Source organism: Bradyrhizobium canariense, from assembly GCF_018130465.1.
Lineage (GTDB): Bacteria > Pseudomonadota > Alphaproteobacteria > Rhizobiales > Xanthobacteraceae > Bradyrhizobium > Bradyrhizobium canariense_C.
The window spans coordinates 142846-155791 of record NZ_JAFCKJ010000002.1; the positions used below are offsets into that span (position 1 = coordinate 142846).

Sequence of the window (12946 nt, forward strand, 5' to 3'; positions counted from 1 at the left end):
GGCGCGGCGACTTGGTTTGATCACGTCCATGAGCACAACCCTGATCGAGGTCCGGCCGGCCAAAGCCGCAGATGCAACTGCGGTAGCGTCCACCCATGACGAAGCCTGGCGCTCCGCCTATCAGGGCATCATTCCCGGCGCCGAACTGGAGAAGCTGATCAACCGCCGCGGTCCGCAATGGTGGGACAGCGCGATCCGCAAGGGCAGCCGCGTCAGCGTTCTGGTGTTCGGCGACAAGATCGCGGGCTACGCCAATTACGGTCGCAATCGCGCCCGCAGCCTGCATTTCGACGGCGAGGTCTACGAGCTTTATTTGCGTCCCGAATTCCAGGGCCTGGGCTTTGGCCGCCGCCTGTTCACCGCGGCCCGCCGCGACCTGATGCAGAGCGGCCTGAAGAGCATGGTGGTGTGGGCGCTCTCGGACAACGATCCGGCCACCGAGTTCTACCGTGCCCTGGGCGGCCGCATGGTGGCACGCTCCTCGGAGCGTTTCGGGCCGAAGTCGCTCGACAAGGTTGCCTTCGCTTGGACCAATTGAGCTGCTGAAGTCCAGTCGGCAGCGTTTCCCTTCCGTCGATACCGTTGCCATTTGAGCCGGTGATCGCTGGATTCATTTTTTCACAAAAACACGATGGATAGGCGGGTCAAGCCCGCGTATGACAGTGCCAAAATCGCTGCCGGGCGCGATTTAACCTCGGCAACAACGGAGCCTTGAATGCGTATCGATGCGGTCTCGATCGGGAAAAACGTACCACACGACGTCAACGTCATCATCGAAGTCCCCGTGGGCGGCGAACCGATCAAATACGAGATGGACAAGGAAGCCGGCACGCTGGTGGTCGACCGCTTCCTCTACACGCCGATGCGTTACCCCGGTAACTACGGCTTCATCCCGCACACGCTGTCCGATGACGGCGACCCCTGCGACGTCCTCATCATCAACACCCGCGCCATCATCCCCGGCGCGGTCATGAGCGTGCGCCCGGTCGGCGTGCTGTTCATGGAAGACGAAGCCGGCGGCGACGAGAAGATTCTGGCGGTGCCCTCGTCCAAGCTCACCCAGCGCTACGACAAGGTGAAGTCTTATTCCGACCTGCCGGACATCACGCTGCAGCAGATCCAGCACTTCTTCGAACACTACAAGGATCTCGAACCCGGCAAGTGGGTGAAGATCCTGCGCTGGGGCGGCCCCGAGGATGCGCACAAGCTGATCCTCGAGGGCATCGATCGCGAGAAGAAGAAGAACGGGTGAGTTTCGTGCCCCGGCTCAGCAGCGCAGCGTGAAACGATGCGCTGCTGAGCCGGGGCGCAGTACAGCGGTGCCATGGGTCCCGGTTCAGCGTCGCGTCATTTAATGCCGCGCCGCGTCCGGGACACGAGAGTCACGTTACACCGCCGGCTTCGGCAGCCCTGCAATCGCGCAGGCCGCACGCAACGTGTTCACGAGCAGGCACGCGACCGTCATCTGGCCGACGCCGCCCGGCACCGGCGTGATGGCGCCAGCCACTGCGAGCGCTTCCTGATAGGCAACATCGCCGACGAGGCGCGTCTTGCCGTCGTCCTTCGGAATCCGGTTGATGCCGACGTCGATCACGGTCGCCCCCGGCTTCAACCAGTCACCGCGCACCATCTCGGACTTTCCGACCGCGGCGTAGACGAGGTCGGCGCGCTTCACGAGCCCGGGCAGGTCGCGCGAGCGCGAATGCGCGATGGTCACCGTGGCGTTCTCGTTCAGCAACAGCTGCACCAGCGGGCGGCCGACGAGGTTGGAGCGGCCGATGACGATGGCGTTCATGCCTTCGAGCGAAGCATGCACGCTCTTGGTCAAAATGATGCAACCGAGCGGCGTGCAGGGCGACAGCGCCTCGAAACCGCCGGCGAGGCGGCCGGCATTGTTCGGATGCAGCCCGTCGACATCCTTGGCGGGGTCGATGGCATTGACGACGGCCTCGGTGTTGAGGCCCTTGGGGAGCGGCAGTTGCACCAGAATACCGTGCACGGCGGGATCGCGGTTGAGTTTTGCGACCAGCGCCAGGAGATCTGCTCGCGAGACGTCGGCCGGCAGCTTGTGCTCGAACGAGGCCATGCCGGCGGCCTGGGTCTGGGTGTGTTTGGAGCGGACATAGACCTCGCTCGCCGGATCGCTTCCGACCAGGACCACCGCAAGGCCCGGCACCAGATTGTGCTCGCGTTTAACGCGTGCGACCTCGTCCGCGACGCGGGCGCGGAGTTCCGCGGCGATGACTTTTCCGTCGATGATCTTGGCGGTCATGTCAGTTCCCTCAGTCTGTCGATTTGGCTGATGCGAGCTGGCGCAGGGCTTCGCCGAGCCGCGCTGGATCACCGTCGACCGCGATCTGCTTCAGCCGCGAGGTCGCTCCCGACAGGAGTTTTACGCTGGCCTTGGGCACGCCAAGCGATTTCGCCAGCAGCACCAGAACGGCCTTGTTGGCCTCGCCGCCATCGGCGATGGCACGCACACGCACCTTGAGCACGCTGCGGCCATCGGCCAGCTGCTCGATCCCGTCGATGTCGTCGCGGCCGCCACGCGGCGTTACCCGCAGCGCTATACTGATTCCTGCGGCCGAGTAACGCCAAGGTTCCTTGATAACAAGGTTCTTTGGCAACCTTGGGCGCTCCAGCCTGCTCAGATCACGTTCGGGTAGATGTAGTACAGGATCACCCGCTCGATGAACATGATGAGCAGGATCAGGATGATCGGCGAGATGTCGAGGCCGCCGAGGCTGGGCAGAAAATTGCGAATCGGCGCCAGGACCGGCTCCGTGATTCGGTACAGGAACTCTGCAACCGCCGAAACGAACTGGTTGCGGGTGTTCACGACGTTGAAGGCGATCAGCCAGGACAGGATCGCAGACGCGATCAGCAGCCAGACGTAGAGGTCGAGCACGATGATGACGATGTCGAGAACGGCACGCATGGCTTTTGAAACTCTGGCTTTTAAAAACTCTGGCTTCGGTCGGGATTGACGCCTTTTGCTAGATATCGGTTCCCCCCGGTCCAAACAAGGGAAGTCGGTGCCGGGATGGCTAAAACCGGGTGACAGCCGTCCTTGACTTGACCTTGGCGGGGACTTAAATGGCGCCCGGTTGTCGGCCGCATTGACCAGAGCGGCCTACAAAAGGGGCCATAGCTCAGCTGGGAGAGCGCGTCGTTCGCAATGACGAGGTCGGCGGTTCGATCCCGCCTGGCTCCACCACGCTTCGCCCTTCGGGCTACGCGTGGCGTGGCCGCGCCGAGCCGGAGGGGCGAAGCGTGGTGTCCGGCGAGCCCGCAGGGCGAAGACGGACTGTCGCCGAAATTCTCCCCCTACTTCCCGGTAAACCGCGGCGGCCGCTTCTCCATGAAACTCGCGACTCCCTCCCGGAAATCGCTGCCGTTCAGCGCCACCATCATGTCCCGGTTGGCCTCGATCGTCGCCTCCGCCAGCGTCTGGAACGGCACCTCGTAGAGCTGCCGCTTGATCACGGCCATCGCGCTCGGCGAGACGAAATTGGCGAGGTCGCGCGCATAGGCGTAGGTCTCCTCGCGCAGCTTCTCTGGCGAGCAAAGCCGATTCACCAAACCGATCCGCAATGCCTCGTCGCTCGAAACCCGCCTCGCCGAAAGCAACAGATCCATCGCATTGGCGTGGCCGACGATGCGCGGCAGCATCCAGCTGATGCCGTGCTCGGCAATCAGGCCACGCCGCGCGAAGGCGGTGGTGAACACGGTGTTGTCGGCGGCAAAGCGCAGGTCGCAATAGAGCGCGTGGACGAGGCCGATGCCGGCGGTTGCGCCGTTGAGCATGGCGATGACGGGCTTTCCGATCGACGGATAGAAGCCATAGCGCGTCTGCCAGTCGGGCCGCCGGTTCATGTCGAAGGGCGGCAGGTTCGACACGCGCCTGACATCATCAGGATCGAGCCCCTTCAGTGCATCCATGTCGGCACCGGCGCAGAAGGCGCGGCCCGCGCCGGTGATCACAATGACACGGACATTGTCGTCGGCGCTCGATGCTTCCATCGCATGGCGCACGTCCCGCTCCATGATGGGCGTCCACGCATTCATGCGGTCGGGACGGTTGAGCGTGATGGTCGCGACCTTGTCGCTGACGTCATAGAGAATATGTTCATAGAACATGGCGCTCTCCCTTTGTTTGCCGGCGCAATTTCGCGCGCGCTCGTTGGCGGCGAGCTTAGCATATCAAGGGAAGAGGCAAGGGCTTGCGCCAAGGATCTGGGAAGGCGCGATCACTCGGCGGCTTGCGCCAGAACCGGCCGGCGCACCAGCCAGCCGTCGATGAAATGATCGAGCCAGGCACGCTCCGCGGCATCGTAGACGGCACGGTCCGCGAAATGATGATGCCGCTGCCGCGCGCCCGGCGCGCTGAAGCCGTCATAGCCGCGCGTCGTCCAGCAATGCATCATCGCGTAGGTCACGTCAGGATGAAACTGCACGCCGAAAGCGTTTCCGGTGCGGAACGCCTGCACCGGAAAATCATCCCCTTCCGCAAGCAGGTCAGCGCCGACCGGCAGCTCGAAGCCTTCGCGATGCCAGTGATAGACCTGCGCCGGCCAGTGCGGGCAGAGCCCGTGTCCCGCGGCTGTCGGGCGGATCGGGTAGTAGCCGATCTGGGTCAGCGCATCCGCATGCGGCGCGACGCGGGCCCCTAACTGCTTCGCCAGCATCTGCGCGCCGAGGCAGATGCCGAGGAACGGCCGCTGTTCGCGGAGCGGAATTTCGATCCAGTCGATCTCGCGGCGGATGTAGTCGTCGGGATCGTTGGCGCTCATGGGACCGCCGAAGACCACCGCGCCGGCATGCTGGTCGAGCGTCTCGGGCAGGGGATCGCCGAAGCGGGGACGGCGGATGTCGAGACGATGGCCGAGCGCGCGCAGCGCATTGCCGACGCGGCCGGGCGTCGAGGATTCCTGATGCAGGACAATCAGAACCGGCAATCGGGTTTCGGAGGCGGCGACGTTCGGCGTCCTTCTGGGGAAGGGCACCACTTCTGCGCCACCAAACCTGTCCGTCCGGAACGACATGGTCTCTGCGAGTGCTATCGGTTCAGACCGCCAGCATAACTAAGCGATCGTTAATTTCGTGTGAGTTTGCGCACACACACGCCCGATAGAAAGCAAGCTCCGGGCCACTACGGACCGAGAGCTCTCTTTAGTGTCTTTGCCTCTGAAACCGGCTCGTGGCGGACAGGATGAAGCCGCGCGGGAAGAACCGCAGCGCGAATGGCACAATCTTGATGCCCAGACCGGGAAGCACTGCACGTTTGTTGGCCATCAGGCCGCGATAGGCCTGCCGTGCGACATCGGCGGCAGGAACATTGAGAAGGGCCGTATCATGTCCGGACCCAACGCCGGCGCGGGCCTGGAATTCGGTGGGCACCGGGCCCGGGCAAAGTACGGTGACGCGAACGCCGTGCGGTGCAAGCTCCGCCCGCAAGGCCTCGGTGAGGGAAATGACATAGGCCTTGGACGCGTAGTAGACGGCCATGCCGGGGCCGGGCAGAAAGCCGGCGACCGATCCGACGTTGAGAAGACCCCCCTTGTTCCTGATGAGCTGATCGGCAAAGCGCAGCGACAGATCCGTCAGAGCCCTGACATTCACATCGACGATGCCGACCTGCTCGACGCGGTCGCGCTCGATTGCGTCGCCGAATACGCCGAAGCCGGCATTGTTGACGAGATTGTCGAGCTCGACGCCTTCGGCAGCGAGCGCGGCGGCGATCTTCTCGCCGGCATCCGCCTCCTGGAGATCGCAGGCGATCACGATCGGTCTCTTGCCGCCCTTGGCCGCGAGCTCGTTCGCGAGCGCCTCGAGCCGATCCGCCCGTCGCGCCGTCAGCGCAAGACGGTGTCCGTTCGCGGCGAACACACGCGCCAACTCCGTGCCGATGCCCGCCGAGGCACCGGTGATCAACGTTACCCGCTCAGTCACGATCGAAGTCTCTTGATTGAAGTTTTTGGCCTCGCAATGCCGGAACGAGAGCATAGGCCGTGCGCGACAGGCAAGCGGCACTGACGGCATGGCCGCTTGAGCGGGTGACAAGGAGAGCAAAAAACCCGGGATTCTACGGACGAATCTGGAGCCGAGACGGCCGGGGCTACATTAAAGTTTCGTCATGTGGTCTGCACAACCGCCAATTGGCCGTGTTGGCACAGATCACCCACCGACAGGGCTGTCCTTGACCTGACCACCGGCACGGTCTGCGACCGCGTGCTTCAGGTCGATGCGGTCGCGCTGCGAAATCCCGAGCAGGTCGGAGGCGCGCCAGACCACATTGTCCTCGAACTCGGTGACTTGGCCGTCGGCGTAGACCAGCTCCCACATCATCTGGACGACCCGCTTGCGGCCCTCTTCGTCGAGCGAGCGCATGATGACGCTGGTGAAGTGATAGAGGTCGACCGCATCGCCCTCGACCTCCGTCGCATCCGCTATCAGACGATCCGCGGTGCCGCGATCGAGCCCAAAATGGCTTTCGATCAGGCTGTGCAACTTGCGCTGCTCGACAGCCGTCGGCTGGCCGTCCAGCGAGATCACGTGAACCAGCAACGCGGTCGCCGCCAGCCGGTAGTCGCTGTCGCCGAACGCGCGGTCCTCGGCATGGGGAGCAACAATGTCGGCGATGAATTGGCGCAGGCCGTCGAGCATAAGGTCCTACCGAAATCGATGAAGCCGCGGGAGCGCGGCCGCTACCAGCATTATATGAGTGGGAAACTCAACCGGCGCAACGTGCGTCAGTTCCGCGCGCCGCATTACGTTTCGGCAATCTCCACTCGGAGAGGCGTAGTGCTGCGCTCGCAAACGGAGAATGTGGCAGCATCGTCCCACGTCCCTCACGGTATCTCGTACACCACCATCTTGTCGGCGATGCCGCGCAGTGCGGCCTGCTTCTGGATCGGCCTGATTTCGCGCTGCTTAAGAACTTCGGCGACTGCCGGTGCATCCAGCACCGGGCTGGTGATGTGGATCTCCTGCGCGGTCGAGAGGCTCTGCACGCGAGCGGCGATGTTGACGGTCTGGCCGAAATAATCCTGCCGCTCGTTGAGCATCACCGCGAGGCACGGACCTTCGTGGATGCCGATCTTGACGACGAGGTCGGCGGTGCCGCGCTTCTTGTTGAGCTCGTCCATCGCCGCGCGCATCCGCAAACCCGCCGCGATCGCATGCTCGGGACGGACGAAGGTTGCCATCACGGCGTCGCCGATGGTCTTCACCACCGCGCCTTTCTCCGACGAGATGATCTCGAGCAGCGCGTGGAAATGCGCGCGCACGAGATCGAAGGCGGCAAGATCGCCGACGCGCTCATAGAGCGCGGTTGACCCCTTCAGATCGGTGAACAGGAAGGTCAGCGAGGTGATCTGGAGCCGCTGGTCGAGACTGAGATTGTCCGCCTTGAACACATCGCGAAACGTCTGGTTCGACAGCATCCGCTTGGCGGTGAGGAACGGCTTGCGCTTGCCGATGAGGTGATGGAGCGCCTCGGCCGCGATGAACACCGACGGCAGCACGCGTACGCCGGCCTGGTTCTCCAGCGACAGCCGCAGCGGACCCGGCCGCATGGTCGTGGTTCCCGTCGGCGCCTGCACCTTGTTGTACATGATGGCGAGCTGCTGACGGTCCCTGGTCGGCTCGCCCTGCACGTCGATGAAATGGGCCGCGTGCGTCACCGGTTCGAAGATGATGATGAAGTCGTTCGGCAGTTGCAGCGACATGGTCGCCTTCTCGCCGGCCGGCAGCTCCATCGTATCCAGCGTCACCTCATTGGCGAGCGTCGCAAACGATTCCTTGTTGAAGTCGACGCCGGAGCTCCAGAACACCTGCTTGAAGTACTCCCACACCGGAAGCGTATCAGGGTCGTGCGCCGCGATGCGCCGCACGCGCGGGTTCACGGTGAAGGACACTTCGACCTGATCATCGACGGAGGCCTTGTAGCCGCAGGCGCAAAGCGCGCAGTGATAATCGTCGGGCTTGAGCGCCTTCAGGGTCGTGTGCGCGCCCAACACGCCGCCGCAGCCCGGGCACAGCACATTCCAGCCCAGATCGAACAGGCCGAGCCGCGCCGAATGCAGGAATGCCGAGATCGCGTGCTCTTCATCGAGAGCGTGCTGCCTCGCGAAATCGAGGACATTGACGCGGTTGAGCTCGTGATCTTCGCCGTCCTCGATGAGGCGCGCGATCGCGTCGACCACTTTCGCATCGGAGGTCTGCTTCAGAACGGAAAACTGGGCCTGGATATCGCTCATGGCGCAACTCTATCTGGTGTGGATCACGCCGTCGGCCAAGCGAACGCCTGTCACCGACGCGTGATGCGGAACAGTGGTGAACGGTCCGGCTGGGTCGTGACGACGCCGAGCGGGATCACGGGATTGGTCGTATCGGTCAGCTCGACGCGGAATGCACCTATCAGCCGGGCCAGCGCCAGCACGGATTCGGCTTGCGCGAATGGTGCGCCGATGCAGACGCGCGGACCCGCGCCGAAGGGCAGATAGGCAAACCGATCGGGCGCGTCCGTCGACATGAAGCGTTTTGGAATGAACGCGTTCGGCTGATCCCACAGCTTCTCGTGCCGATGCAGCAGCCAGGGCGCGATCATGATGATGTCGCCCTTGCCGATGGCGACACCCGCCGCGTTGTCCTTCTCGCGCGCGGCCCGGGCGATCAGGAAGGCAGGCGGATAAAGCCGCATGGTCTCCTCGATTACCGCGCGAGTGAACTTCTGGCGATCGATATCGGCCATGCTGTCGAGATGCTCGCCGCGGGTCTCGGAGGCGACCTCCTCCTGCGTATCCGGATCGAGCGCGAGCAGATAGAGCGCCCAGAACAACGCAGTTGCGGTGGTCTCGTGACCGGCGAGGATCATGGTTGCGACCTCGTCGACGAGCTGCTCGTCCGAAAAACCGTTGCCGGTTTCGGGGTCGCGCGCCTCGTCCATGAGATCGAAAAGATCGCGCGGCGGCGCGCCGTCCTTCTTGCCCATCTCACGCCGCTCGGCAATCAGCATCGCGACGAATTCGGTCCAGCGCTTGCGGAAGCGCGCCCGGGCACGGTCCATCGGGGTCGGCCAGGACACGGGCAGCACCATGTCGAGGAAGTAGGGTCGGCCGAGTCGGGCTCCATATTCCATGACGAAGTTGCGCAAGGTCGGGCCGTGCCGGTCCATGCCGAACGAGAACATCGTGCGTCCGGCGATCTCCAGCGTCATGCGCTGCATGATCTCGCGCAGATCGACCGGCTCGCTTGTTTGCGCGTCGAGCTTCGCGATGGTCTCGTCGAGCACCGCCGTCATGTGCGGGACGAGATTTGCAGTCGCACGCGGCGTGAACGCCGGCGCGAGGGTGCGGCGCTGAAACGTCCACGAATGGCCCTCCGCAATCAGAAGACCGTCGCCGAGCACGGGACGAAGCATGCGGATGCCCGCCGGGGTGCGCGAATAATTCTCGTAATTGCTGAGCAGGACATGCCGGATCGCATCCGGCTGGTTCAGGATGAAACTGTTGCGGAAGAAGAAGCGGCCCTTGATGACGTCTTCCTCATAGGCGCGTTGCCCCCAGGTCGCGATCATGTTCCGCTTGATCACTGCAAGCCGGCCGAGGAACGACATGTCGTCGGGCGCACGCGGCGGTGTCGGAGGGACGATGGGCCGACGCACGCTGGCGATGTTCATGGCTCTCTCCCGCAGAGGTGACGCAGGCAAATAGCTAGTAAGTCAGCTCGGCAATCGCAATCCTGTTCTCGGAGGCAGGCCAGGTGCGTGCCACAATTCGTTCTTCGTTGAATTGAGCCACGATGTTACGCCCGACGTCGCCGGCCGGAAGGCGCAGTGTTGCTGTCGAATCCGTGGGCACACCCGATTTGACGTCGGCCGGCTCCTTGCCGTCGAGCAGCACCACGTCCCGCGGCAGGCCGAAATAACCGCGCGGACGCGACATGATCACAACAGCCCCGGCGTCCTTGTCGGCGGGCCCGAGCGGACGCGCGGCGCGCAGATGCACCATTTCGGACGAGCGCGGGAAGGGCGAGCGGTAGATGTGCGTCGTCGGCGCATCCGGCGATGCGAGGGCGAATTCGAGCGACCAGGAAGGCTCGACCTGCGCCGGTCCCCAGCGGCCGTCGGCGCCGGTCTTCGCGCTGTACACGGCGCTGCCCTTGCGCTCTCCGGTTTCAGGATCGACGCAAAAGATATCGACGGTTGCGCCGGCCACCGGCCGATTGGTCGGCGAGCCGCCCGGTGTGCCTGTCACGAGGCCGCTCAACCTCACGCTCTGTTCCGGCACAATCGCGATACGCGCGGGCTCGCGGGCGGCGATGAATCTGTAGATCTCGCGGAAGGCTCGAGGGTGAAACGCCACCTCGCGATGATCGAGTGTGCCGAGCACGAGGTTGGTGGCCCCCTTCAACTCCGGACCTTCAACGTTGACGCCTGTCGGCGTACCGGGCTTGCCGATGAAGCGGCCGTCGGCCTGCGCGTATTTGTCCATGCCGTCGCTGCGCAAGGTGAGGAAGGCGACACCCGGCGTCACCTCGCTCTCGCCCGCGTTCAGGCCGCGCAGGAACGCGCCGCGGCCGTTGAACTCGCTGTTGGGCTGGTCGTCGGTCGCGAACACGCCGTGATTGGGCGTGCCGCACAGGACGGCGTGGCTGATATCGCCGGCGCCGCCGCTTTTGATCACGTTGCGGATCGCATAGCCGGCGCGCGAGCTGCCGACCAGCGCCACGCGGGATGCCCCGGTCCGACGCTTCAATTCAACGATGGCGGCGGCGAGCTCGCGGCGCTGGTCCTCGGTCGAGGAGCGGCCCGCCTGCTCGACCTTGTCATCGCTCCGCGCCAACGGATCGGTGAAATTGATCGCCGCCATGCGGTCGCGCGCGACGCCGTTGGATTCCATCCGCCACAAGGTCGTCATCCAGAGCGCGTCGTAATCGCCATTGCCGTGGACGAACAGGATCGGCGGCACCTCGCTCGGCGCGGCGGGTGCGGGTTGGGCCAACGCGCCCGCCCGCAAGCTCGCAATTGCGAAAGGCAGGCTGCCGGCCCCTTGCAAGATCATCCGTCGCGACAGCTTCATATGTTCCTCCCCGGCAAAACCATCTCTTTGCACCGCTTATACCGGCCTAACCACTGGACAGCGAAGGACTTTCGCGGGCATCACTGAACTTGCCGGAATCGCCCAAAAACCACTCCAAGATAACTTCAAGACCACTTCTGCCAGCCCAATTGGAAGGGGATATGACCGAGCAGACGAACCGTCAGAGAATTGCGGCCGACGGCATCACCGCGCCGCTGCGGTACACCGTGTTCCGGCGCATCTGGCTCGCCAGCCTGCTCTCCAATCTCGGCCTGCTGATCCAGGGCGTGGGCGCCGCCTGGGCAATGACGCAGATGGCGGCCTCGGCGGACAAGGTGGCGCTGGTGCAGACCGCCCTGATGCTGCCGATCATGCTGATTTCGATGCCGGCGGGCGCCATCGCCGACATGTACGACCGCCGCATCGTCACCCTGGTCTCGCTCGCGATCGCGCTGACCGGCGCGACTGCGCTGACCGTGCTAGCCTGGCTGAACCTCATCACCCCGGAATTGCTGCTCGCCTTCTGCTTCGTCGTCGGCAGCGGCAACGCACTGTTCGGTCCGGCCTGGCAGTCCTCGGTCAGCGAGCAGGTGCCGCCGGATGCGCTGCCGTCGGCCGTCGCGCTGAACGGCATCAGCTACAACATTGCGCGCAGCTTCGGTCCCGCGGTTGGCGGCGTCATCGTCGCCTCGCTCGGCGCGGTGGCGGCGTTTGCGTGTAACGCGATCCTCTATTTGCCGTTGCTGGTGGTGCTGCTGCTCTGGCGGCGCAACACCGAGCCCTCGCGCCTGCCGCGGGAGAAGCTCAACCGCGCCATGGTGTCGGGCTTCCGCTACATCACCAATTCGCCGCCGATCAAGATCGTGCTGTTGCGCACGCTGGTGATGGGCCTGATTGGCGGTGCCATCATGGCGCTGATGCCACTGGTCGCGCGCGATCTGCTGCATGGCGGCGCGCAGACCTACGGCATCATGCTCGGCGCCTTCGGCATGGGCGCCGTGGTCGGTGCGCTCAACATCCACGAATTGCGCAAGCGCATGAGCGGCGAAGCCGCGATCCGCGCCTGCACCATCTCGATGGCGTTTGCGATGGCTGCTCTCGCGGTGAGCACCGAGCCGGTGCTGACCGCGGCCGCCCTGGTGCTCGCAGGCGCGGTCTGGATGGCCGCCGTCGCCCTGTTCAATATCGGCGTGCAGCTCTCGGCGCCGCGCTGGGTCGCCGGCCGCTCGCTCGCGGCGTTCCAGGCCTCGATTTCCGGCGGCATCGCGATCGGCGCCTGGGGCTGGGGCCATCTCACCGACTATGCCGGCGTCGAGGTCGCGCTGCTGACGGCCGCCGGCCTGATGCTGATCTCGCCGGTGCTGGGGATCTGGCTCACGATGCCGCGCGTCGGCGCCCGCAACGAAGACGCCGACTTGCTAGCCGATCCGGAAGTCAAGCTGTCGCTCACGGCGCGCAGCGGGCCGCTGGTGGTCGAGATCGAATACCGCGTCAGCCAGGAGAACGCGCGCGCCTTTCACAACGTGATGCAGGACGTGCAGCTCTCTCGCCAGCGCAACGGTGCCTATGGCTGGTCGATCGCGCGCGACATCGCCGATCCCGAATTGTGGACCGAGCGCTATCATTGCCCGACCTGGCTCGACTATCTGCGCCAGCGCAACCGCTCGACCCAGTCCGAACGCGCGCTGCATCAGGAGGCGATCGCCTTCCACATCGGCCCCGATCCGGTGCGGATCCGCCGCATGCTGGAGCGTCCGTTCGGCTCGGTGCGCTGGAAGGAGGAGACGCCGGACCAGGCCGCAAGTGAGGTGCTGCCCGTGGTTGCGAGCGCGGCGGGAAGCAGCACGTAGGTCTGTCAACCA

At 64.6% G+C, this 12946-nt stretch carries 13 protein-coding genes and 1 tRNA gene; 4 read left to right on the forward strand and 10 right to left on the reverse strand.

The window, feature by feature from the left end; genetic code table 11:
- Window positions 1-28: 28 nt before the first annotated feature.
- A complete protein-coding gene (locus JQ591_RS04980) occupies window positions 29-538 on the forward strand; it encodes a GNAT family N-acetyltransferase (protein ID WP_007598725.1) in 510 nt (169 codons plus the stop codon).
- A 177-nt stretch (window positions 539-715) separates the two neighbouring features.
- The gene (gene ppa, locus JQ591_RS04985) at window positions 716-1252 is read left to right on the forward strand and encodes an inorganic diphosphatase (RefSeq protein WP_211394934.1); all 537 of its coding nucleotides are present in this window, start codon (window positions 716-718) and stop codon (window positions 1250-1252) included.
- Between the two features lie 135 nt (window positions 1253-1387).
- Here ppa and JQ591_RS04990 read toward each other — a convergent pair whose 3' ends face one another.
- The 3 genes from JQ591_RS04990 to JQ591_RS05000 are packed head-to-tail and all read right to left on the reverse strand — an operon-like array spanning window position 1388 to window position 2938.
- Window positions 1388-2272 carry a bifunctional methylenetetrahydrofolate dehydrogenase/methenyltetrahydrofolate cyclohydrolase gene (locus tag JQ591_RS04990; RefSeq protein ID WP_211394935.1) on the reverse strand — a complete coding sequence of 295 codons (885 nt, stop codon included), beginning with the start codon at window positions 2270-2272 and terminating at the stop codon, window positions 1388-1390.
- Window positions 2273-2282: 10 nt separating this feature from the next.
- Window positions 2283-2627 carry a DUF167 domain-containing protein gene (locus JQ591_RS04995; protein ID WP_211394936.1) on the reverse strand — a complete coding sequence of 115 codons (345 nt, stop codon included), beginning with the start codon at window positions 2625-2627 and terminating at the stop codon, window positions 2283-2285.
- Between the two features lie 20 nt (window positions 2628-2647).
- Window positions 2648-2938: a YggT family protein gene (locus JQ591_RS05000; RefSeq protein WP_007598721.1), complete on the reverse strand. Its 291-nt coding sequence runs from the start codon at window positions 2936-2938 to the stop codon at window positions 2648-2650.
- A gap of 203 nt (window positions 2939-3141) precedes the next feature.
- Here JQ591_RS05000 and JQ591_RS05005 point away from each other — a divergent pair.
- A tRNA-Ala gene (locus tag JQ591_RS05005) sits at window positions 3142-3217 on the forward strand.
- 110 nt (window positions 3218-3327) lie between these two features.
- On the opposite strand, the gene JQ591_RS05010 is transcribed toward JQ591_RS05005, so the two are convergent.
- The 7 genes from JQ591_RS05010 to JQ591_RS05040 form a co-directional block, all read right to left on the reverse strand.
- On the reverse strand, window positions 3328-4140 hold the full coding sequence (locus JQ591_RS05010; protein WP_211394937.1) for an enoyl-CoA hydratase: 813 nt from the start codon (window positions 4138-4140) through the stop codon (window positions 3328-3330).
- A 110-nt stretch (window positions 4141-4250) separates the two neighbouring features.
- Window positions 4251-5045 (reverse strand): glutamine amidotransferase, encoded by a 795-nt coding sequence (locus tag JQ591_RS05015; protein WP_211394938.1) that lies wholly within the window; start codon window positions 5043-5045, stop codon window positions 4251-4253.
- A gap of 127 nt (window positions 5046-5172) precedes the next feature.
- A complete protein-coding gene (locus JQ591_RS05020; RefSeq protein ID WP_211394939.1) occupies window positions 5173-5952 on the reverse strand; it encodes an SDR family NAD(P)-dependent oxidoreductase in 780 nt (259 codons plus the stop codon).
- 225 nt (window positions 5953-6177) lie between these two features.
- Window positions 6178-6666 carry a TerB family tellurite resistance protein gene (locus JQ591_RS05025; protein ID WP_211394940.1) on the reverse strand — a complete coding sequence of 163 codons (489 nt, stop codon included), beginning with the start codon at window positions 6664-6666 and terminating at the stop codon, window positions 6178-6180.
- A 185-nt stretch (window positions 6667-6851) separates the two neighbouring features.
- Window positions 6852-8261, reverse strand: a complete 1410-nt coding sequence (locus JQ591_RS05030; RefSeq protein WP_211394941.1) for an adenylate/guanylate cyclase domain-containing protein — start codon at window positions 8259-8261, stop codon at window positions 6852-6854.
- Between the two features lie 50 nt (window positions 8262-8311).
- A complete protein-coding gene (locus JQ591_RS05035) occupies window positions 8312-9682 on the reverse strand; it encodes a cytochrome P450 (RefSeq protein ID WP_211394942.1) in 1371 nt (456 codons plus the stop codon).
- Window positions 9683-9716: 34 nt separating this feature from the next.
- Complete coding sequence (locus JQ591_RS05040; protein ID WP_211394943.1) at window positions 9717-11084, reverse strand: hydrolase; 1368 nt, start codon at window positions 11082-11084, stop codon at window positions 9717-9719.
- A gap of 161 nt (window positions 11085-11245) precedes the next feature.
- On the opposite strand from JQ591_RS05040, the gene JQ591_RS05045 reads away from it, so the two are divergent.
- Window positions 11246-12934: an MFS transporter gene (locus JQ591_RS05045; protein WP_211394944.1), complete on the forward strand. Its 1689-nt coding sequence runs from the start codon at window positions 11246-11248 to the stop codon at window positions 12932-12934.
- Window positions 12935-12946 lie beyond the last annotated feature (12 nt).